The 21,424-nt window shown below is 60.6% G+C and carries 21 protein-coding genes; 16 read left to right on the top strand and 5 right to left on the bottom strand.

The window, feature by feature from the left end; translation table 11 throughout:
* Positions 1-108: 108 nt before the first annotated feature.
* The 9 genes from QLG10_RS05590 to QLG10_RS05550 all read left to right on the top strand — a co-directional run bounded on the left by QLG10_RS05590 (position 109) and on the right by QLG10_RS05550 (position 10,355).
* Positions 109-573: a methylglyoxal synthase gene (locus QLG10_RS05590; RefSeq protein ID WP_020797047.1), complete on the top strand. Its 465-nt coding sequence runs from the start codon at positions 109-111 to the stop codon at positions 571-573.
* Between the two features lie 77 nt (positions 574-650).
* Positions 651-1,169, top strand: a complete 519-nt coding sequence (locus QLG10_RS05585; RefSeq protein ID WP_110748835.1) for a sigma-70 family RNA polymerase sigma factor — start codon at positions 651-653, stop codon at positions 1,167-1,169.
* 99 nt (positions 1,170-1,268) lie between these two features.
* Entirely contained in the window at positions 1,269-2,234 is a 966-nt protein-coding gene (locus tag QLG10_RS05580) for a FecR domain-containing protein (RefSeq protein ID WP_110748833.1), read from the top strand.
* Positions 2,235-2,356: 122 nt separating this feature from the next.
* Positions 2,357-4,921, top strand: a complete 2,565-nt coding sequence (locus QLG10_RS05575; protein WP_282486009.1) for a TonB-dependent receptor — start codon at positions 2,357-2,359, stop codon at positions 4,919-4,921.
* Between the two features lie 112 nt (positions 4,922-5,033).
* Entirely contained in the window at positions 5,034-5,639 is a 606-nt protein-coding gene (locus QLG10_RS05570) for a biliverdin-producing heme oxygenase (protein WP_110748830.1), read from the top strand.
* Positions 5,640-5,783: 144 nt separating this feature from the next.
* The gene (locus QLG10_RS05565) at positions 5,784-6,173 is read left to right on the top strand and encodes a YbaN family protein (RefSeq protein WP_110748828.1); all 390 of its coding nucleotides are present in this window, start codon (positions 5,784-5,786) and stop codon (positions 6,171-6,173) included.
* 202 nt (positions 6,174-6,375) lie between these two features.
* On the top strand, positions 6,376-8,514 hold the full coding sequence (locus QLG10_RS05560) for a methyl-accepting chemotaxis protein (RefSeq protein ID WP_282486006.1): 2,139 nt from the start codon (positions 6,376-6,378) through the stop codon (positions 8,512-8,514).
* A gap of 46 nt (positions 8,515-8,560) precedes the next feature.
* Entirely contained in the window at positions 8,561-9,907 is a 1,347-nt protein-coding gene (locus QLG10_RS05555) for a CoA transferase (protein WP_282486004.1), read from the top strand.
* Between the two features lie 130 nt (positions 9,908-10,037).
* Positions 10,038-10,355, top strand: coding sequence for an XRE family transcriptional regulator (locus tag QLG10_RS05550; RefSeq protein ID WP_188264686.1), 318 nt, complete (start codon positions 10,038-10,040; stop codon positions 10,353-10,355).
* 70 nt (positions 10,356-10,425) lie between these two features.
* On the opposite strand, the gene QLG10_RS05545 is transcribed toward QLG10_RS05550, so the two are convergent.
* Positions 10,426-11,484 (bottom strand): MBL fold metallo-hydrolase, encoded by a 1,059-nt coding sequence (locus QLG10_RS05545; RefSeq protein WP_282486001.1) that lies wholly within the window; start codon positions 11,482-11,484, stop codon positions 10,426-10,428.
* Between the two features lie 214 nt (positions 11,485-11,698).
* Here QLG10_RS05545 and QLG10_RS05540 point away from each other — a divergent pair, with 214 nt between their 5' ends.
* The 6 genes from QLG10_RS05540 to QLG10_RS05515 all read left to right on the top strand — a co-directional run bounded on the left by QLG10_RS05540 (position 11,699) and on the right by QLG10_RS05515 (position 17,618).
* Positions 11,699-12,310, top strand: coding sequence for a TetR/AcrR family transcriptional regulator (locus tag QLG10_RS05540; protein WP_282485999.1), 612 nt, complete (start codon positions 11,699-11,701; stop codon positions 12,308-12,310).
* Between the two features lie 123 nt (positions 12,311-12,433).
* On the top strand, positions 12,434-12,967 hold the full coding sequence (locus QLG10_RS05535) for a DUF1003 domain-containing protein (RefSeq protein WP_188264683.1): 534 nt from the start codon (positions 12,434-12,436) through the stop codon (positions 12,965-12,967).
* Positions 12,968-13,174: 207 nt separating this feature from the next.
* On the top strand, positions 13,175-14,302 hold the full coding sequence (locus tag QLG10_RS05530) for a glycerophosphodiester phosphodiesterase (RefSeq protein WP_282485996.1): 1,128 nt from the start codon (positions 13,175-13,177) through the stop codon (positions 14,300-14,302).
* An 88-nt stretch (positions 14,303-14,390) separates the two neighbouring features.
* Entirely contained in the window at positions 14,391-14,699 is a 309-nt protein-coding gene (locus tag QLG10_RS05525) for a PepSY domain-containing protein (protein WP_020797061.1), read from the top strand.
* 159 nt (positions 14,700-14,858) lie between these two features.
* Complete coding sequence (locus QLG10_RS05520; RefSeq protein ID WP_110749056.1) at positions 14,859-15,881, top strand: transporter; 1,023 nt, start codon at positions 14,859-14,861, stop codon at positions 15,879-15,881.
* Between the two features lie 123 nt (positions 15,882-16,004).
* A complete protein-coding gene (locus QLG10_RS05515) occupies positions 16,005-17,618 on the top strand; it encodes an inorganic phosphate transporter (RefSeq protein ID WP_282485994.1) in 1,614 nt (537 codons plus the stop codon).
* A gap of 132 nt (positions 17,619-17,750) precedes the next feature.
* Here QLG10_RS05515 and QLG10_RS05510 read toward each other — a convergent pair whose 3' ends face one another.
* On the bottom strand, positions 17,751-18,188 hold the full coding sequence (locus QLG10_RS05510; RefSeq protein WP_282485992.1) for a multidrug/biocide efflux PACE transporter: 438 nt from the start codon (positions 18,186-18,188) through the stop codon (positions 17,751-17,753).
* Positions 18,189-18,277: 89 nt separating this feature from the next.
* Between QLG10_RS05510 and QLG10_RS05505 the strand changes: the two genes are divergently transcribed.
* Positions 18,278-19,132 (top strand): LysR family transcriptional regulator, encoded by an 855-nt coding sequence (locus QLG10_RS05505; RefSeq protein ID WP_110748806.1) that lies wholly within the window; start codon positions 18,278-18,280, stop codon positions 19,130-19,132.
* Positions 19,133-19,243: 111 nt separating this feature from the next.
* Here QLG10_RS05505 and QLG10_RS05500 read toward each other — a convergent pair whose 3' ends face one another.
* The 3 genes from QLG10_RS05500 to QLG10_RS05490 all read right to left on the bottom strand — a co-directional run bounded on the left by QLG10_RS05500 (position 19,244) and on the right by QLG10_RS05490 (position 21,317).
* On the bottom strand, positions 19,244-20,479 hold the full coding sequence (locus QLG10_RS05500; protein WP_282485989.1) for an RNA polymerase sigma factor: 1,236 nt from the start codon (positions 20,477-20,479) through the stop codon (positions 19,244-19,246).
* A 1-nt stretch (position 20,480) separates the two neighbouring features.
* Positions 20,481-20,825 (bottom strand): YciI family protein, encoded by a 345-nt coding sequence (locus QLG10_RS05495; protein ID WP_188264677.1) that lies wholly within the window; start codon positions 20,823-20,825, stop codon positions 20,481-20,483.
* A 66-nt stretch (positions 20,826-20,891) separates the two neighbouring features.
* Positions 20,892-21,317 carry a nuclear transport factor 2 family protein gene (locus tag QLG10_RS05490; protein ID WP_110748800.1) on the bottom strand — a complete coding sequence of 142 codons (426 nt, stop codon included), beginning with the start codon at positions 21,315-21,317 and terminating at the stop codon, positions 20,892-20,894.
* Between the last annotated feature and the right edge of the window lie 107 nt (positions 21,318-21,424).

Here is a 21,424-nt window from a genome sequence, read left to right as displayed (position 1 = left end):
GCTGCCGCAGGCTGCGATCTTTTGATGTTGCTTTTTAGAAAAAAGATCAAAAGATCGCAGCCTGCGGCAGCTCCTACACAGGACGCATAAAGCTTTGGAGCTGTACCCATGATCGGCATTACGTTTACCCAAAAAACCATGGCAGCGCGCAAGCGTATCGCCCTGGTCGCCCATGACCACTGCAAAGTGTTTTTGCTGGACTGGGCGGAACGGCAGAAAGACCGGCTCGCGCAACATGAACTGGTCGCCACCGGCACCACCGGTTTGTTATTGCAACAACGCCTCGACCTGCCGGTGGAGAGCATGATCAGCGGCCCGCTGGGCGGTGACCAACAGCTCGGCGCGCGAATCGCCGAGCAACGGGTCGACATGCTGGTGTTCTTCTGGGACCCGTTCGAACCTCAGCCACACGACCCGGACATCAAGGCATTGCTACGGGTCGCGGCGGTCTGGAACATTCCCGTGGCGTGCAATGAATGCAGCGCCGACTACCTGCTCAGCAGCCCGCTGATGGATCAGGCACACGGGCATCGGATTCCGGATTACCCCATGTATCTGCAGGGTCGGGCGTAGTCCTTCACAAATCAAGGCTTGACCATTCGAGCGGATGATAAGCATTATCATTCACTCGAAATGGATCAGGTCCTCCCGTGAGTCAATCGCGTTTCAACGACGTCTTCATCTCCCAGCGAATCTCTCTGTTGCGCACGCTGGAACGGATGGTCAACAACCACAGCACCGCCGAAGACCTCTTGCAGGAGACCTACCTGCGGGTGAGCCGTGCACTCGGCGAGCGGGCCATCGATCACCTGGAACCCTTCGTTTTCCAGACTGCCCGCAACCTGGCACTGGACCATTTGCGCGCGCGGCGCATCCACTCGCGCACCATGGTCGATGACGTGCCACCGGACGTGGTGGAAAGTATTGCCGCCCCCGCCAGCAGTGCCGAGGACGCCGCCCATGCCGAACAATTGCTCGAGCGTTTGAACGTGCGCCTCAGTCAACTCAGCTCCCGCCAGCAGCAAATTTTCATCCTCAGCCGCCTGCACGGCCATAGCTATCTGGAGATCGCCGAGAAACTCGGCGTCTCACTCAGTACCGTGCAGAAGGAGCTGAAGTTGATCATGACCATCTGCATCGGCGTCGCCGACCGGTCGAATGGCCACTGAGCCACCCGTGGCTCGACGACCTTGTTCATCAGGGCTACCCTTGGCCCTCTTTTGCGCTCCACTAAAAAAACAGCTGCACAGACACGCCGAGGAAACCCCGTGACGGACACCCACCGCGCCCCTTCGCCCTCACCGGCGCAGGCCACAGCCGAGGCGATGGACCAGGCCCTGGACTGGCTGATCGTGTTGGACAGCCCGAGCGAAGAACAGTCCCGCCAGTTCCACCAATGGCTCGCGGCCGATCCTGCGCACGCCGAGGCATTCGCCAGGGCGCAGGCGATATGGAACGGTGCGCAAGTCACGCAATGCGCGCAAAAACTGGCCTCGCGCCCAGTCAAAGTCACTGTGCTGTCGCGTCTGCGCCCGCACTGGAAACCCTTGGCCACCGCCGCCGTGCTGATCCTCGGTTTGTTCAGCTTCAGCAATCTGCCGATGCGCCTGCAGGCCGACCACCTGACCGTGGTCGGTGAACGCCAGCGCCTGCAACTGGAGGACGGTTCGAAAGTCCTGCTCAATACCAACTCGGCGTTTTCCAGCACCATCAACGACCAGAAGCGCGTGGCCCGTCTGTATCAGGGCGAGGCGTTTTTCGACGTGCAGCCGCATCGCGGTCTGCCGTTGGAAATTGACGCGGGCCTGGTTACCGCGAGTGTTCGCGATACGGCATTCGCCGTGCGTTACCTCGACGGCATAACCCAGGTTCGAGTGCAGCGCGGGGATGTCGACTTGCGCGCCACCGGCGACGACGCCAGGGTGCGCCTGACAGCCGGGGAAAGCATCCGCATCGGCCCCAATGGTTTCGACCAGCCGGCCAAACTGGATGCGGCCACCGACCTGGCCTGGGTCCAGGGTCGCCTGGTGTTTGAAAACTGCCCGCTGAGCCAGGTGCTGGCAGAGCTGCGTCGCTACTATCCGGGCTGGATCATCAACAACAATGAGCAGTTGGCGAATGTTGCCGTGACCGGAAATTATCGTCTCGACCAGCCGCTGGACGTGGTCCGCTCGCTGGCTCACATCACCTCGGCACAGCTCAAGGAATACCCGGCGCTGGTCATCTTGAACTAAATGAGAATTATTTTTACTCGATAGCTGAACCTCGTACGTCTCGTTATAGCCAATGCAATTGATTCGCATCTCTACATGCCAATCAGCACCTATAAAGATTCGTGCGACACGGAGCGCTATCGATGTCCTCTCGCCTTACCCGCCCAGTTAGTTCACCTTCTTGCGTACTGTCGCTGCTGACCGCCGCCATTCTGATGGCCGGTGCTGTGCCGGTCATGGCCGCCACGGCCCCTGAACAGTCGGCGCGCAAAATGGGCGATTACGCATTCGCCATTGCGCCACAGTCGCTGGTGTCGGCACTCAATTCGTTCACCGCCGTGACAGGCTGGCAGCTCGGCTTTTCAGCCGAACTGGCGCAAGGGATGGACTCACCGGGCGTGCGCGGATCGCTGCCAGCGGAAAAAGCCCTGGATCGCCTGTTGGTGGGGACCAACCTGAGCTATCGCAAACTCGGCAACAACAACATCGTGCTGGAGCGCCGAAGCAGCGCCGGGACCCTGAACCTGGAACAGGTGACCATCAGCGCCACGCGCCAGGAACAGGACGTGAGCAGCGTGCCCAGCACCGTCACCGTCCACACCCGCGAGGAACTCGACCGCAACAACGTCAACAGCATCAAGGATCTGGTGCGCTACGAACCGGGTGTATCGGGAGGCGGCACGGGTACCCGCGCGGGCCTTTCCGGCTACAACATCCGCGGTATCGACGGTGACCGTGTGCTGACCCAGGTCGACGGGGTCCAGGTGCCCGATGGTTTCTTCAATGGTCCGTACGCACAGACCAACCGCAACTATGTCGACCCGGAAATCGTCAAGCGCGTGGAAATCCTGCGCGGCCCGGCTTCGGTGCTGTACGGCAGCAGCGCCATTGGTGGCGCGGTCAGCTACTACACACTGGACCCGGACGACATCATCAAGCCAGGCCAGGACGTCGGTGCTCGCCTGAAGACCGGCTACAGCTCGGCCGATGAAAGTTGGCTCACCTCCGGCACCGTGGCCGGTCGCACCGCAGAGTTCGACGGCTTGCTGCACCTGAGCCAGCGCAACGGCCATGAAACGCAGTCCCATGGCGAAACGGGCGGAACCGGCCTGGACCGCACCGAAGCCAACCCCGAGGACGTGCGCACCACCAACGTGCTGGTCAAGCTCGGCTGGGACTACGCCGACGATGCGCGCTTCGGCTTGACTTACGAGCACTACAAGGACGATCGCGACACCAATCAGCTAAGCGCCGTGGGTGGCCCGTTCAACGCAGGACGCGGCTTCGGCTTCTATAAATCGCGCACCGGCAACGACACCATCACCCGCGAGCGCTTCGGCCTGGATCACCGTTTTGCCGTGGACAGCCTCCTGGCTGACAACATCAAGTGGACGTTGAATTACCAGATTGCCAAGACCGACCAGCGCACCGAAGAAATCTACGCACCGTCACGTACGGTGCTGCGTAACCGCGATACCACCTACAAGGATCGCCAATGGGTATTCGATGCCCAGGCTGACAAGGCGTTTGGCATTGCCGACACCGACCATGTGATCACTTATGGCACCACCATCAAGCAGGACAAAGTCACCGGCCTGCGCACCGGTAGCGGCACCTGCCTGACCGTGGCCGGTGCTTGTCGCGTCATGGGTGCTGCAAGCGCTGCCGACACGTTGACCCCGGCCAGTGATTTTCCGGATCCGACCATCAACACCTACAGCCTGTTCGCCCAGGACCAGATCGCCTGGAACAACTGGACCTTCGTGCCCGGCCTGCGCTACGACTACACCCAGCTCAAGCCGCACCTGACCAAAGAGTTCCTGGCCACTGCCGACCAGAGCGGCAACGGTGAGGTGAACGACGACGAAAAAACCTGGCATCGCCTGTCACCGAAATTCGGCACGACTTACCGCTTCGATGACAACTACACCTGGTACGGCCAATACGCTGAAGGCTTCCGCACGCCGACCGCCAAGGCTCTCTATGGTCGCTTCGAAAACCTGGCTGGCGGCTATCAGGTCGCGCCCAATCCCGACCTCGAACCAGAAAAGAGCAAGAGTTATGAAACCGGCCTGCGCGGGCAGTTCGAGGCCGGTACTTTCGATGTCGCGGTGTTCTACAACAAATATCGCGACTTCATCGACGAGAACGCCATTACTCCCGGCTACACCGAGACCACGTTCCAGAGCAACAACATCAAGCACGCCACCATCAAGGGCATGGAGCTCAAGGGGCGCTTGAACCTGGATGCCTTCGGCGCGCCAAGCGGCCTCTACACACAGGGCTCGGTGGCCTACCTGTATGGTCGCAACGATGACAGCGGCGAACCGCTTAACAGCATCAACCCGCTGACCGGCGTATTCGGTCTGGGCTATGACCAGGACAAGTACGGCACATTGCTGAGCTGGACCCTGGTCAAACGCAAGACGCGGGTCGACAGCACCAGCTTCAACACCCCGGACGGCACCAGCACGCAGTTCAAGACACCGGGTTACGGCGTGCTCGACCTGGCGGGTTTCTACAAGGTGACCGACGACCTGACCGTGAATGCCGGCCTGTACAACCTGACCGACAAAAAGTACTGGCAGTGGGATGACGTACGCGGCTACGACAGCGTCGGCGAAGCCTCGGTGACACAGCCCGCCAACCTCGATCGCCTGACCCAGCCTGGGCGCAATTTCGCGATCAATCTGGTGTGGGATATCTGACCCCGACTGCCTCGCCATGCGACTTGATAAAGCCGCCTGGCGAGGATTTTTACTGTCATGCCCCTGCTCATTCGTCTCGTTACCAGGCACTTCTCTTTCTCAAGGATTTCCCATGACTCAGGACTCGACTCAACGCCCGGCCTTGCGCTCGCAACGCCTGAACCAGATCACCCATGAACCCCACGGCAAACTCGACGCCCTGGTCAAAACCCACGCACCGTTCGAAACCCAGGCTAATTTCGCCCGCTTCGTAGTGGCGCAGTACCTGTTTCAGTCGGAGCTGGTGGCGCTGTACAACGATGCCGAACTGACCGCCATCGTCCCCGACCTGCCTGAACGCTGCCGTGCCGAGGCCGCCAAGGCGGACCTGGCAGACCTGGAAACCGAAGTACCGGCGCCAGTCGCAGGTGCCGTGCACAACCCGAGCACAGCGCAGGCGCTGGGCTGGCTCTTTGTCTCTGAAGGCTCGAAGCTGGGCGCCGCGTTCCTGATCAAGCGCGCTGTGGGCCTTGGCCTGAGCGAGACCTTCGGTGCCCGTCACCTCGGCGAACCGGCCGGTGGTCGTGCGCAAGGCTGGAAAAACTTCGTCAAGACCCTGGACGGACTCGAACTCAGCGCCCAGGAAGAATCCGAGCTGGACAAAGGCGCCATCGATGCCTTCAACCGCTTCACGGTGTTGCTGGAACAGGCCTACGCCAGCACCCCGGAAATCGCCTGACACACCACCTTTCCCCTGTGGGAGCGGGCTTGCTCGCGAAGACGGCAGCACATCCAACATCCATGTGACTGACCCTGCGCTTTCGCGAGCAAGCCCGCTCCCACAATGGATCGAGTCAGTCCATAAATTTCGATCAAGCGCCCCATGCCTGCCTCCTCCAAACTCGCCCGCCTCCTCTTCGGTCTGCTGGCCTATGTCAGCCTCGCCATCGGCCTGGTCGCCATCGTCATACCCGGCCTGCCGACCACCGAATTCATCCTGTTGGCCGCCTGGGCTGCCACCCGCAGCTCGCCGCGCTTGAGCGCCTGGCTGGAAAATCATCGGCTGTTCGGCCCTATTCTCGGTAACTGGCGCAACGGCAAGATCATCGCGCGCCGGGCCAAGGTCAGCGCCACCGTCAGCATGCTGCTGTGCGCCACGTTGATGCTGGTCATGCTCGATCACGGCTGGCCGATCTACCTGGCGATTGCCGGGATGGGCCTGGGCAATTTGTGGATCTGGTCGCGACCGGAGTCACTGGCGCGAGAACCTTAGAGGTCGCCGCGACTTTCTCCGTTTTTTTATCCACTTTGCGGCACATTTTTCCGCGCAAACGTTTAATCATGACCGTTCGTCGGCAGCCCGCTCATGCAATCTGTGCCCCAGGCCGATGTGCATTGAATGGCGCTAAATGGATTTGGCGTGTCGAGCCGCAATGGCTCACAGCCGACCCCTCATCCATTCGCGAGCTCGCCCTATGTTCGACTCACTGTCCATCCGCCTGAAAATCGTCCTGCTGTCCGGTCTGTGCCTGCTTGGCGTGGTCGCCTCGATAGTGGGCATGAACCTCTACCAGACCAATCAGAACGATGAACTGGTCAGCGCTTCCAGTAGCAGGATGCTCACCGAGAGCGTGCAGAACCTGCTGCAGGCCAAGGCCGCCGAGCAAGGGGTGCGGGTGCAGAAGACTTTTGCTGAAACCCAGACCGTGGTGACCGCCCTGGCGGACCAGATCAAGGACATGCGCAACATGGCCGCCAAGCGGTCGCTTGAACCCGGCGCCCTGCGTGAGGAGTTGAACCAGAGCCTGAAAACCGCCTTCGAGCGCAACGGCAAAGTGCTGGGCATCTGGCTGGCATTCGAACCCAATGGCCTGGACGGCAAGGACAGTGAGTTCGTCAATGACGCGGCCCGCCAATCCAACGAAGCCGGACGCTTCGCCACTTACTGGAGCCGTGCCGGGGGAGAAGCGCTGAACACGATCATGGTCGAGGAGGACATGACCAAGACCACCCTGAACCTCAGCGGCACGCCCTACAACGTCTGGTACACCTGCCCTCGGGACAGCAAGCGCACCTGCCTGCTCGACCCTTATGCCGATACCGTTGGCGGCAAGGAAGTGTTGATGACCACCATTTCCGTGCCGCTGCTGGTGGATGGCAAGTCCATCGGCGTAGTCGGTATCGACATCGCCCTCGACGCGCTGCAAGCAGCGGCGGTCGACTCCCAGCGTGAGTTGTTCAACAACGCCGGCCACATGCTGATCGTTTCCGGCACCGGTGTGGTGGCGGCGTACAGCGTCGATCCGACGAAGGTAGGCAAGAGCATCGGTGACACCCTCGGTGCGGACGGCAAGGACATCTTGCAATTGCTTGCCAGCGGTGCGCCGAAGATTCTCCAACAAGGCGACCTGATTCGGGCGGTGTACCCGGTCAGTCCGATTGCCGACGCCAAGGCGTGGGCCGTGGTGATCGACCTGCCCAGGCAAGTGCTGCTGGCCGATTCGGTAAAACTGCAAGCGGTACTCGATGACGCCCAGCAGAGCGGCACGATCAAAGCCGTGGGCGTGGCGATCATTGCCGGCCTGATTGGCCTGCTGCTGATGTGGCTGACCGCCTCGGGCGTGACCCGACCGATCAACAGCGTGGCGCAAATGCTCAAGGCGATAGCCAGTGGCGACGGCGACCTGACCCAGCGGCTGAACTACGGCAAGCGGGATGAGCTGGGCGAACTGGTCAACTGGTTCAATCGTTTCCTCGACAAGCTGCAGCCGACCATCGCGCAGATCAAGCAGAGCATCACCGATGCCCGCGGCACCGCCGACCAGTCTTCGGAAATCGCCCGCCAGACCAGCGAAGGCATGCAGGTGCAATTTCGCGAAATCGACCAGGTCGCCACCGCGTCCAATGAAATGAGCGCCACCGCCCACGACGTCGCCAACAGCGCATCGAACGCCGCCAACGCGGCCAAGGGTGCCGATCAGTCGGCCCGCGATGGCATGCAGATCATCGAGCGCAGCACCCGTGACATCAATCAACTGGCCGACGAGGTCAGCAAGGCCGTGACTGAAGTCGAGGCATTGGCGGTCAACAGCGAGCAGATCGGTTCGGTATTGGAAGTCATCCGCAGCATCGCCGAACAAACCAACCTGCTGGCGCTCAACGCAGCGATCGAAGCCGCCCGTGCCGGCGAGAGCGGGCGCGGTTTTGCAGTGGTCGCCGACGAAGTGCGCAACCTGGCCAAGCGCACCCAGGACTCGGTGGAAGAAATTCGCCTGGTGATCGAACGCATCCAGAGCGGCACCCGCGGCGTGGTCGCCACCATGCACTCGAGCCAGACCCAGGCCCACAGCAACGCCGGGCAGATCCAGCAAGCGGTCAAGGCCCTGGGTAAAATCAGCGACGCGGTCACGGTGATCAGCGACATGAACCTGCAGATCGCCAGCGCCGCCGAACAGCAAAGCGCCGTGGCTGAAGAGGTCAACCGCAACGTTTCGGCGATTCGTACCGTCACCGAAACCCTGACCGGACAAGCCACCGAATCGGCGCAGATCAGCAGCCAGCTCAATGCCCTGACCACCCAGCAGATGAAACTGATGGATCAGTTCAGGGTGTAAAGGTTTTTTGATTTATGCTCGGGCTCTCGTTCCGGAGGGCCCGTCGATGACTGATCTGCTCACGTCCATTCAAGCCGAACTCGGCATGCCGCACACCCCTGTTGCGTTCACTTCCAGCGGCGCCCTGCCTTCGGTGTTTGCCGCCACCGACCTGGCTTGCGCCAGCATCGCGGCCGCCGGCCAGGCTGTCAGCGAATTGTTGCACCAGCAAACCGGTCGCTTGCCCGGCCTGGAAGTCGACCGGCGCCTGGCGTCATTCTGGTTCTCCAGTTCGATCCGCCCGCTAGGCTGGAACGTACCACCGCTGTGGGACCCGATCGCCGGTGACTACGCCACCAAAGATGGCTGGATCCGCCTGCACACCAATGCGCCCCATCACCGCGCCGCCGCCGAATCGGTGTTGGGCGCCTGCGTCGACCGCAAGGCGATGGCCAGCAAAGTGGCGCAATGGGCCAAGAGTGATCTGGAACAGGCCGTGGTCGAAGCCGGTGGCTGTGCCGCCGAAATGCGCAGTTGGGACCAGTGGCAGGTCCATGCGCAAGGGCTCGCGGTCAACGCTGAACCGCTGATTCAATTCATCGCCGGCCACAACCGACCCGGCACACCCTGGCAAGGTTCGGTAGCGCGACCACTGGCCGCCATCAAGGTGCTGGACTTGACCCGCGTGCTTGCTGGCCCCGTCGCCAGCCGTTTTCTCGCGGGCCTGGGCGCTGATGTGCTGCGCATCGACCCACCCTCCTGGAACGAGCCGGGCGTAGTGCCGGAAATGACACTGGGCAAGCGTTGCGCACGCCTGGATCTGCACGATAAATCCGATCGATTGGTATTCGAAGGCCTGCTCAAGGACGCCGACGTCCTGCTCCACGGTTACCGCGCCGATGCCCTGGAGCGTCTGGGCTTCGGTGCCGCCGAACGCCAGCAACGGTTCCCTGGCCTGATCGACGTTTGCCTCAACGCCTACGGCTGGAGTGGCCCGTGGCAGAACCGCCGCGGCTTCGACAGCCTGGTGCAGATGAGCTGCGGCATCGCTGACGCGGGTATGCGCCTCACGCAGGCGGAAAAACCGACACCCTTGCCGCTGCAGGCGCTCGATCATGCCACCGGTTATTTGATGGCGGCCAGTGCGATCAGGTTATTGGCAGCACGCTTGAACAGCGGACAGGGTGGTTCGGCGCGATTGTCATTGGCGCGTACGGCAAAACTGTTGATCGATAACGGTCCCGGCAACAACACGCCACTACGGGCCGAGGATGAGCACGATCAGGGCATGCTGGTCGAGCAAACGCCATGGGGCCCGGCGCATCGCTTGCACGTGCCGCTGAAAATCACCGGGACGCCGGTGCAGTGGACGCTCGCGGCATCTGAACTGGGAGCACATCGCGCGCAGTGGTGAGCCCGCAAACTTCCGTCTGGCCATGGGCAGGAAATAGTTAAAATCGAAAAATGCGTTTGATCCGGATCGAAAACAACTGTACAAAAACACAGTACATTTGAAATCAATACTCTCGAGCCCGGAGAACCCCATGGCCTCTCAAGCGATGAAAATCACCCTGGAACGTATCGCCCTCTTCCAGTTCACCCCGGCCCACTGCGCCCAGGCCCGAGCCATGTTGGGCTGGAGCGTGGGAACGTTATCCCGCGAAGCCGGGGTTTCGGTGCAAGCCATTGAGCGCTTCGAGGCGCGGCAGGAGGTGCTGGATGTCACTCGCCTGGCATTGGCGTATCGGCTTGAATCGGAGGGGCTGGTGTTCTTCCCGGGGTTTGCGCCGGGTAGAGGGATGAATGTGCAAGGGTCTACGCCGAATCCGGTGGGGCGGGAAGATTTTGCAATGGTTGAGTAAGGTCGCAGCTTCAATACTGGTGCTACGACCCGATCCATCCAGGAACGCTCGCCTCTTTTTTGTAGCTGCATCACCCGAGGCTTTGTTGATTCTGGTAGAGCTGCTCTTCGACTTCATACCACCACGCAATGCCGCGCTTGGCAGCCAGCACATTGAATGCCTCGCCCATCCGCGGCGTGGTGATCGAGACATTGCGCTCCCACGCCAGGGCCAGGATGCGGTCGAAGGGTTCGTACCAGGCATGCATCGACAAATCGAAGGTGCCGTTGTGAATCGGTAGCAGCCAGCGACCCTTGAGGTCGAGATGGGCTTGCAGGGTTTGCTCAGGCTGCATGTGCACATGGGGCCAGTCGACGTTGTAGGCGCCGGTTTCCATGAGGGTCAGGTCGAAAGGGCCGTATTGTTCGCCGATACGTTTGAAGCCGTCGAAGTAGCCACTGTCGCCACTGAAGAAGATCCGCGTATCGCCATCGATCATCACCCAAGAGGCCCAGAGGGTGCTGTTGCCGTCGAACAGGCCGCGACCGGAAAAGTGCTGCGAGGGGGTGGCAACGAAATGGATGCCCTCGACCTCAGTGCCCTGCCACCAGTCCAGTTGGCGAATTTTGCTGGCGTCGATACCCCACTTGGCCAGGGTGTCGCCCACGCCCAACGGGGTGAGGAAATACTTGGCCTTGTCGGCCAGCTTACGCACAGCGTGATAGTCCAGATGATCGTAGTGATCGTGAGACAGGATCACCGCTTCAATCGGCGGCAACTGGTCGAGGCTGATCGGCGGCTGGTGAAAACGCTTGGGGCCGGCCCATTGCACGGGGGAAGCACGCTCGGCGAACACCGGGTCGGTAATCCAGAATCTGTCCCGCAGCTTGAGCAGTACAGTGGAATGGCCCAGGCGATAGACGCTGTGGTTGGGCGCCGCCATCAATGCCGCTTGCGTCAACGGTTGCACTGGAACAGGCGCCGTCGGGCGGGTGTTGCGTGGTTTGTGAAACATCGCATTCCAGAGGATGCGCAGGGTTTTGCCAAGGCTCAAATGCTTTATCGGCCTATGGTTTTGAAACTGCCCTTGAGCCTGTCGGGAAGCTTCAGGCCTGGAGGTGCCGTTCGCCGGGGGAGTTGATTTGGCCATGAGGAAATGACTCCAGAAAAACCGCTGGTTTCCTGATTTTTCGTTTTGGGACGATAAATGGCCAAGGCACGCACGCATCAGCCGAACACGCTATTTTTACCGGGCAGGATTAACAAAACATTACACTGCACAGTGTAGTTTTAAGGTTGCAGCAAAGCCGTCGACAAGTAAACTGCTGAGTGTAATTTTCCTTTTTTCCTGCCGAAACGTATTTATGACAGCTCCACAGCGCCTCACCGACCGTAAACGCGAAGCCATCATTCAGGCGGCAATTGTCGAATTCCGTGCCAATGGTTTCGACATCACCAGCATGGACAAGATTGCCGCCACCGCCGGGGTGTCCAAGCGCACGGTGTACAACCACTTCCCCAGCAAGGAGGAGTTATTCGCCGAAATCCTCAATCAACTATGGGTACGAATAACCGAGGAACAGGAAGCGCTCTACCGCCCCGACCTGCCCTTGCGAGAACAGATGCGCCAGGTACTGACGGCGAAGCTGCAGATGTTGAGTGATGAAAATCTGCTCGACCTGGCGCGGGTGGCCATAGCCGCCACTATTCATTCTCCCGAGCGCGCGCAAAGTATGGTGACCCGACTGGGTGAGCGCGAAGAAAACCTGACCCTGTGGATTCGCGCCGCCCAGGCCGATGGACGCTTGAAAGCGCTCGACCCGGCGTTTGCCGCGCAACAAGTCTATGGAATGCTCAAGTCCTTTGCCTTTTGGCCGCAGATCTCAATGGGGTTGCCGGGCTTGTCGGCCGAGATGCGGAGCACTGTGGTGGAATCGGCGCTGGACATGTTCCTGGCCTGCTACGAGTTGCAATAAATGACAATTCGACGGGTCTCCGAACGATTGATCGCGCCGTTTTTTACGGGGGAATGTGTTTCAGAATGAAACTCGCGCTGAGGCTATAGTGAATCTCAGTCCTAGCGCCCTGCAGAGAGCATCATGACCTCCTCGAGCAACGAAGCCCCCACCCCCGTCGATCACCTGCGGTTCCATCGCGCACATGCCCATCTGGCGCCAACCTTTGGCAATGACAAGTTTGCCCTGCGTGCCGAAGCCTTTGCGCGGTTCTTCGGCACACCGACTTTTCTGGGTGCGCAAACCCTGATCGTGGTGATCTGGATGTGTCTGAATCTATTTGGTTTCACCCACTTCGACGCCTACCCGTTCATCCTGCTCAACCTGGCTTTCAGCCTGCAAGCGGCCTATGCCGCCCCTTTGATTCTGTTGGCCCAGACCCGCCAGGCCGCACGGGACAAAGCCCAATCCGATGCCGATGCGCAGCACCGCGAAGCACTGGCGATCGCCAACAGTGAACGACAGGCGGAAGCGGCGAAAAACACCGCACAACTGTTGGAGCTGCTTGAGCAAAACACTCGCCTTACGCAAATGACCAAAGCCCTCAGCGAGCGCATCGAGAACCTGACCACAGAATTGCATCAGCATCTCGTGCGCAAGGACGAGACAAAAACGTGATCGGCCTACGGCAACTTCAGCTGGCGCTCCGATAACCTGTGACAGCCTCAGGGCGTGAGGGGGCAAGAAACGCAAAAGCAGCGACAGTGCACAAAAGCGCGGTAAACATCTGCTTTGAACAGGTTTATGTCGGTCTGACGATAGCGCTTGTCCGGTTCACTTGTTAAAAGAGACCTCTTTGAAACCTATCGCGAAAGGATCTCGACCATGCCGGCCACCTTCACCCAAAGCGCCCTGCTCCTGAGTTTGCTGCTAGTCCTGGGCCAAGCCCAAGCCGCCAGCGAACCCGGCCCCGCCGCATTGGCGACCCGCGCGGGCATTCCACACCCGGCGGTGATCGCCCACCGTGGCGCGTCTTTCGATGCACCGGAATCCACCGCGGCCGCCTATAAATTGGCCCGCGACCTGGGCGTCGATTATCTGGAACTGGACCTGCAGCGCAGCAAGGATGGCGTGCTGTTCGCCCTGCATGACAATAATCTGCAACGCACCACCGACGTCGCCAGCAAGTTCCCCGAACGCAAGGACAGCCCGGCCAACGCTTTCACCATGGCCGAGCTGAAAACCCTGGACGCCGGCAGTTGGTTCAACACGGCCTATCCGGATCGCGCGCAGCCTGCGTTTGCCGGCCTGAAAATCCTCACCCTCGATGAAATCATCGACATCGCCCAGGGCAATCCACTGCACAAGCCTGGCCTGTATATCGAAACCAAGGAGCCAAAGCAGTTTCCCGGCATCGAACACGACCTCAAGGAAAAACTCCAGGATCGCGGCTGGCTGAGCCCGGCGGGGTCGAAACTGGCCAAAAGCGCACTGGGCGTTGGCCAGGGCAAAGGCAAGGTGGTGCTGCAAACCTTCGAGAAGAGCAGCCTCGAACTGTTGCAAAAGGAAATGCCGCAGGTGCCGAAGATCCTGTTGCTGTGGGTCGGCGAAGGCAGCATCGAGCCAAAATCGACAGTGAGCTTTGCCGAGTCCGGCGAGAAGGATAAGGCCGCTTACTACGCTAGACAGCAACCGAAAGACCAAGCCGAATTCCAGCGTTGGGTCGACTACGCCAAGTCCCAGGGTGCGATCGGCACAGGCCCGTCCGCTGCACTGACCCACGGTGGCGATCAGAGCTACGCCGACCTGGTGCAGCCGTGGATGAACCAGTACACCCACGATCAGGGCCTGCTGGTGCATGCCTACACTCTTGATGAAGCGGCGGACTTCCAGAAGGTCATGGATGCCGGGGTCGACGGTATTTTCACCAACCGCGCCAGCGAATTGCTCAAGTTCTACAAGCGCCCGGCGACGGCAAGTGTGGCGCAGGTGCTACGCAATAATGGATATTGATCATTCGGTTCAAGGGAATTTAAGCGTGAATTAAGTTGCCACAATTAATCTGATCCCACTTAAACGGCTCACCCAAGGAATGAACCTCATGAGAACCCTGACCGCACTGTTCACCGCTGCCGCCCTGACCTTCACCGCCGGCCTGGCCCAGGCCAAAGACGTGCCCGTCGACCAGATCCCTCAGTTGGTCAAGGATGGCAAGATCAAGCCGCTGGAAGAGCTGAACCAGATCGTAATGAAGCTGCACCCGGGTGCCACGATTACTGACAGCGAGCTGGACAACCACTTCAACGGCTATGAGTACGAAGTCGAGTTGCTCGATGCCAACAAAGTTGAATGGGACGTGGACCTGAATGCCGCCACCGGCGAAGTCCTGAAGAACAAAAAAGACGACTGATGCACACCACAAAAAGCCGCACGATTTCCCCTCGTGCGGCTTTTTTGCGTTTGAGTGGCCGATCTGGCCGAGGTCACAAATTCGTCATCCAGCCTTGCGATGATGCGGCTCACGTGAACCTGTAAAACACGCGACAGGCGCCCCCCCATGCGAGCCCTCATGAACCACAGCATCGATCACAGTCATCGCGATCCGGATCTGTTCGGCCTGCTTTACGGTTTCAGCTTTCGTCCCGGTGAGCGCGGCCAGGAGATCGATTCGGCCAGGGCCTTGCAGTACCTGCAACATCCGCAAGACACCGAGCAATTTCTCTGGCTGCACCTGAACCTCGCCCATGCCGCGTGCGAACGCTGGATGAAGAGCCATCTGGAACTGCCCGACGAGTTTTTCGAGGCCCTGCATGAGGGCTCACGGTCGACGCGCATCGAACATGTGGATTCGGCATTGCTGGCGGTGGTCAACGACGTTGTGTTCAACCTCAGCAGCATGACGTCCTCGGATGTCTCGACCCTGTGGGTCTGCGCCCGCAGTCGCCTGCTCATCAGCGCACGCCTGCAACCGCTGCATTCGGTGGACAAGCTACGTTCGTCGGTAAAGGCCGGTGAATGCTTCCGCTCGCCGCTGGAGTTGCTGGTGCATCTGCTGCGTGACCAGGGCGAAGTGCTGACCCAGATCGTGCGCAAGACCAGCCTGAGCGTGGATCAGGTCGAAGATGAACTGCTGTCCTCGCGCCTGTCGACCAACCGTGCGGAACTGGGGGCCAATCGTCGGGTGCTGGTGCGTCTGCAACGCCTGCTGGCGCTGGAGCCCGGCTCGTTGCTGCGCCTGCTCAATCGCCCGCCGCCCTGGTTGCAGAAGGAAGACGTCAAGGAGTTGCGCAAGTCCACCGAGGAGTTTGCGCTGATCATCAACGACCTCACGGCGCTGGGCGAACGGATCAAGCTGCTGCAGGAGGAAATCGCCGCCAACCTCAACGAACAGAGTAACCGCACCCTGTTCACCCTCACGGTGGTGACGGTGCTGGCCCTGCCGATCAACATCATTGCCGGTTTCTTTGGCATGAACGTGGGTGGGGTGCCGCTCTCACAGGACCCGGAGGGGTTCTGGATTCTGGTGGCGCTGGTTGCGACCTTTACCCTGATTGCAGGACGCTGGGCGTTTCGCAAGCGTCAGGATTTGTAGACGCGAGCGATCTTTCGACGGGTGGTCGCCGCAAAAAAACCAAACCCTGATCCAGCGCAGTTCTCCTGTAATACTTCGCAACGATCATGGGCGACACTCCTACCCTTCCCAGGAATGTCCGGCATGGCCAGCCCCTCCTTTGTTGCCGCCCCGGCGCCCGCCCGTAGCGCCCATCCACATTTCGACAAGAAGCCCGGTGTATTCACCCTGGTGGTGTTTTTTGCAGTACTGAGTATCGGGCTGCTGTTCACCGCCTACAGCCTGATGCACGACGTGAGTGAACTCGGCACGGTGGTGACCACCTGGACGCCATTCCTCCTGCTGGGCGTGGCCTTGCTGATTGCCTTGGGCTTTGAGTTCGTCAACGGTTTCCACGACACCGCCAACGCTGTTGCCACGGTGATCTATACGCACTCGCTGCCACCGAATTTCGCGGTGGTCTGGTCCGGGTTCTTCAACTTCCTCGGGGTGCTGCTGTCCAGTGGCGCGGTGGCGTTCGGCATCATCGCGTTGTTGCCGGTAGAGCTTATCCTGCAAGTCGGTTCCTCGGCCGGATTCGCCATGATCTTCGCCCTGTTGATCGCCGCGATCCTGTGGAACCTCGGTACTTGGTGGCTGGGCTTGCCAGCATCGTCGTCGCACACCCTGATCGGCTCGATCATCGGAGTCGGCGTGGCCAATGCCCTGATGCACGGGCGTGACGGCACCAGCGGTGTGGACTGGGCGCAGGCGACCAAGGTCGGCTACGCCTTGTTGCTCTCGCCACTGGTCGGCTTCGTCTGCGCCGCGCTGTTGCTGTTGGCTTTGAGGGTTTTCGTCAAGAATCGCGCGCTGTACAAGGCGCCCAAGGGCAATACCCCGCCGCCGTGGTGGATTCGCGGCATGTTGATCCTGACCTGCACCGGCGTGTCCTTCGCCCACGGCTCCAATGACGGTCAGAAAGGCATGGGGCTGATCATGCTGATCCTGGTCGGGACCTTGCCGATGGCGTATGCGCTGAACCGCACCATGCCCGCGGATCAGGCGTTGCAGTTCGCCGCGGTGGCTGAAGTGACCCAACAGGCGCTGGTCAAGAGTGCACCGTTGCCGGCTCCGGCCGACCCGCGAGCGATTCTCTCCGATTACGTGCGCAGCAAGGATGTCACGCCGCAACTGATCCCCGCCCTCGCGGCGCTGGCCGGCAACATCGGCAACGAAGTGAAGGGGTATGGTTCGCTGTCCAAAGTGCCGGCCGAGGCCATGGGCAACGTGCGCAACGACATGTACCTGACCAGCGAAACCATTCGCCTGATGGACAAGAACAAGGTCGGTAACTTCGACGCCGACACCACCGGCAAACTGCAGCTGTTCAAGCAGCAAATTGACAACGCCACGCGCTTCATCCCGTTGTGGGTAAAGATCGCCGTGGCGATAGCGCTGGGCCTGGGCACCATGGTCGGCTGGAAGCGTATCGTGGTGACCGTGGGCGAGAAAATCGGCAACACCCACCTGACGTACGCGCAAGGTGCCTCGGCGGAGACCGTGGCCATGCTGACCATCGGTGCCGCCGACCTGTTCGGCTTGCCGGTCTCGACCACCCATGTGCTGTCTTCAGGGGTGGCCGGGACCATGGTCGCCAATGGCGGTGGCTTACAGATGAAGACCATCCGCAATCTGCTGATGGCCTGGGTGTTGACCTTGCCGGCGGCGATTGTGTTGTCGGGCAGTCTCTATTGGCTGTTCACCCAACTGTTTTAACGCCAATCCTTTGTAGGAGCTGGCTTGCCAGCGAAGGCGTCCTCCAGCCTGGCGCTGGTCTTTCGGACGTCTTCGCTGGCAAGCCAGCTCCTACAGAAAACGCGAGCGTATTCAAAAGATGGTATCAGCAGATTACGCGTTGGACGTCGCGCGAATGACCACCCGCTCGCGCACCACGTCATACACCCAGTGGTAAACGTAGGTGTACGGCAGGAAAAACAGCAGCACGCCAATGTCGAGCAGGAACGCCTGCCACAAACTGATGTTCAGCCACCAGACAATCAGCGGTACGCCAAGCGCCACCAACCCGCCTTCGAACAACAGCGCGTGCACCACCCGGACCCAGGCGTTGTGCGCAATGGCGAAACGCTTGAGCACGCGGTCGAACAGGCCGTTGAAAACCACGTTCCAGGCCAGGGCCAATACGGCAATGACAACGGTGACGACGCCCATTTCCACCATCGGTTTATCCATGATCCATGCCAGCAAAGGCGTACAAATCAGGATGGCCAACAGTTCGAAACCAATGGCCTGGAAAATACGTTCGGTAATGGATTTATTGGCGCTCATGGCCTGACTCCTTGAGTGACGATGATTGCCATCATCCGGCTTCAGACCGATACTTCATAACCAATAACCATCGATCAAGGCGATAGTTCATGGCGTCCCAGGAAGTGTTGCAGGCGTTCGTCCAGGCGGCGACCCAAGGCTCATTTTCCGCGGCAGCGCGCAAGCTGGGCCGCAGCCAGTCGACCATCAGCGCCGCCGTCGCCAGCCTGGAGATCGATCTGAACCTGACGCTGTTCGACCGCAGCAGCCGCAAGCCCAGCCTGACCCCGGCCGGGCACGTGATGCTGCAACGGGCCGAAGAGATCCTGGCCGCCACCAGCCGCCTGGAAATGACCGCCAGCCAACTGTCCCAAGGCGTCGAGGCGAAGCTGACCGTGGCGCTCTCGGACACTTATCAATCCGACCGATTCGAAGCCTCGCTCAGTGCGTTCGAACAGCGTTATCCGGACCTGGAGCTCGAATGCCTGATCGCCGAATGCGACGATCTGGTGGCCTTGGTGCAGAGTGGCCGGGCGCAGATAGCCTTCGCCGAAATGCAGGACAGTTATCCACCGGACCTGGTCAATTCGACGGTGGATGAACGCACGGAAATCGCCCTGTTCGTGTCACCCCAACATCCTCTGGCGACGCTGGAACACATCGACCAGGACGTACTGCAACAGCATCGCGAACTGCGCCTGGCGACCATCGTCAATCCGTATGAGAGCCGTGCAAAGGGGCGCGTCTGGTCGGCGCCGAGTTATTTGATGCTGCTGGAAATGGCCCAGGGTGGTTTTGGCTGGGCACCGCTGCCACGCTGGCTGGTAGCACGCTTCGGCCCGGGAACCTTGCAAGAGCTGCAGGTGCGTGGCTGGCCAAAAACGGTGTCGGTGGATGCGCTGTGGTCACGCTTGCATCCGCCGGGGCCGGCTGGGAGTTGGTTGCTGGGCAAGATGCTGGAATAGGGTGTCGCTACTGGCCTCTTCGCGAGCAGGCTCGCTCCCACAAGGGGTTTGTGGTGCACGTCATTCCCTGTGGGAGCGAGCCTGCTCGCGAAGAGGACAGCAAAAATCACATCACTCCAACGACCGCAACCGAGCCTCAATAAACCGCCGCTCCGGTGCTTGCTGCGTCAACTCCAGCGCCCGCTCATAGGCCGCCCGCGCCTGCTCCACCCTGCCCAACTGTCGACAGAACTCCGCCCGCGCCGAATGCGCCAAGTGGTACTCGAGCAGCTCACCACGCGCCAGAATCCCCTCGACCAGCGTCAGCCCTGCCATCGGTCCATCGCGCCTGGAGATCGCCGCCGCCCGATTCAATTCGATCACCGGAGACGGCCACGCCCGCAGCAACACCTCATACAGCCCGACGATCTGCGCCCAGTCGGTTTCCTCGATCGACGGCGCTTCGGCGTGCACCGCCGCAATCGCCGCTTGCAGGCAATACGGACCAAATAGTCGGGAGCCCAATGCCCGCTCCACCAGCGCACAGCCTTCGGCAATCATTTGCGCGTCCCACAGCGTGCGGTCCTGGTCGTCCAGCAAAATCAGGTCGCCGTCCGCGCAGGTCCTGGCCAGGCGCCGAGACTCGTGTAACAACATCAGGGCCAGCAAGCCCACGACCTCCGGCTCCGGCAGCAACTCCATCAACAAACGCCCCAGGCGGATCGCTTCACGGGTCAAGTCTTCGCGGGTCACTTGCGCACCGACGGACGCCGAATAGCCTTCGTTGAACACCAGGTAAATCACCCGCAGCACGCTGTCGAGGCGCTCGGGCAGTTCCGCAAGGGATGGCACCTGATAAGGGATTTTCGCATCACGGATTTTCGCCTTGGCGCGCACGATGCGCTGGGCGATGGTGGCCGGTGCCGATAGAAAAGCCCGGGCGATTTCTTCCGTGGTCAGGTCGCAGACTTCGCGCAGGGTCAACGGCACCTGCGCGTCAGGCGCCAATGCCGGGTGGCAACAGGTGAAGATCAGGCGCAGGCGATCGTCTTCCACGTCTTCGTCACTCCAGTCGGCCTGCTCCAGCGCCTCCAGCTGCGCGACCAGCAGCGGTCGGGACGCGGCAAAACGTGCGCGCCGGCGCAGCACATCGATGGCCTTGAAGCGCCCGGTGGAGACCAGCCAGGCGCGCGGATTATCCGGCACACCGTCCTGCTGCCAGCGTTCGACCGCTACGAAAAACGCCTCATGCAATGCCTCTTCGGCCAGATCGAAATCGCCGAGCAGGCGAATCAGGGTCGCAAGAATGCGTCGCGACTCCTGGCGATAAACCTGCTCGACCCTGGCCTGTACCGACAGCCCCGGCATCTTAAGGATTCAACTGTCGGACGGGGCGCACTTCGACACTGCCGACCCGCGCCGCCGGGATGTTCCCGGCAATCTGGAGGGCTTCGTTGAGGTCCTTGGCATCGATCAGGTAAAAGCCGGCCAACTGCTCCTTGGTTTCGGCGAACGGGCCGTCGGTGATCGACATCTTGCCGTTGCGCATGCGCACCGTGGTGGCGGTCTGCACCGACTCCAGGGCCTCGGCGGCGACCATCCGGCCGCTGCCCTGGACAGCCTCGGCATAGGCCAGGCACTCCTCGTCCTTGGGGCTCTCGGGCAGCGAATGCAGCAAGTGCTCATCGCTGTAGACCAGGCATAAATACTTCATCGCACTCTCCTGATTGGACGGATAACTATGGCTGCAGTTGGGTGGTCTTGTGTCGCGAACCGACGATCAGGGTTGCAGGTTGAACAAGGTCGTGCCGCTCGTCATGTCGAACGGGGCCGACCAGTGTTCGTGGACGATGCGCCATTGCCCGGCTTCGCGCCGATAGCAGGCGGTCACGCGCATCCAGCAGGCCTGGGTTTCGCCCTGCTCGTTAGTGCCGCCGCAATGGGCCAGCCAATGGGCGAAGGCGATGTGCTCATCGGCCACGATGTTCATGTGGTCGAAGTCGAATGTATGCTGGCCCTGGCACATTTCCATGCACTCCAGCCAATGCGCGCGGTAGGCGGCCTTGCCGCGAAATTGCAGGGCCTTGACCGCGTCGTAGGAGACGATGTCGTCGGCGTACAGGGCCATGATTTTCTCGACGTCCTTCGAGATGACCGCTTCACGGTAGGTGGCGATCAGGGTCTGGATTTCGTGGGTATCGCTCATGGTGGTTCTCCGTGGTTTTTAGAGTGAAGACACCCTTAGTCGACTGGCGATCCGCCAGATCGACAGTCGAAATAAAAATAATCCATGAACGCAAACTCGCTAGAATC

The organism is Pseudomonas sp. V98_8 (assembly GCF_029967975.1).
Lineage (GTDB): Bacteria > Pseudomonadota > Gammaproteobacteria > Pseudomonadales > Pseudomonadaceae > Aquipseudomonas > Aquipseudomonas umsongensis.
This window is presented reverse-complemented; position numbering and strand designations above follow the sequence as displayed.